The following is a 458-nucleotide window of genomic DNA, read 5'->3' as shown; positions in this document are numbered from 1 at the left end:
GGCCGCCAACCCGTGCAAGAACGGCGCCCCGGCCAACACCTGCAACAGCATCAACTTCGCCCTGGGCAGCGAGACCCTGCAGCACACCGATTTCAGCCTGCCCGGCCCGTTTCCGATCACCTGGACCCGCACCTACCACTCGCGCCTGGCCGCCCTCGACAGCGGCAGCCTCGGCGCCCGCTGGATCACCGCCTTCACCACCTGCATCGATGTGCAGGACGATGGCCTGCTGCTGCACGATATCGATGGCCGCAGCCACGCCTACCCACTGCCCAAGGTCGGCAAAACCCATTACGACGCGGTGGAGTACCGTGGCCTGACCCGCACCACCGACACCCAGCTCATCCTGTCGCGCGGGCAGGAGCGCCACGAGACCTACGAGCGCGTCGGCGAGCGCTTCCACCTGGTGCATATCGTCATGCGCAACGGCGTCGGCGCGATGCTGCACTACGAGCACA

Annotated in this window: 1 protein-coding gene; it reads left to right on the top strand. The window is 67.2% G+C overall.

Going from position 1 to position 458, the window contains the following annotated elements; all coding sequences use genetic code 11:
• On the top strand, positions 1 to 458 hold a 458-nt coding region (locus ABE459_RS26050; protein WP_346648181.1), incomplete at both ends, for a DUF6531 domain-containing protein.

The sequence above is a fragment of the Pseudomonas sp. TWI923 genome, assembly GCF_039673365.1.
Lineage (GTDB): Bacteria > Pseudomonadota > Gammaproteobacteria > Pseudomonadales > Pseudomonadaceae > Aquipseudomonas > Aquipseudomonas sichuanensis.
This window is presented reverse-complemented; position numbering and strand designations above follow the sequence as displayed.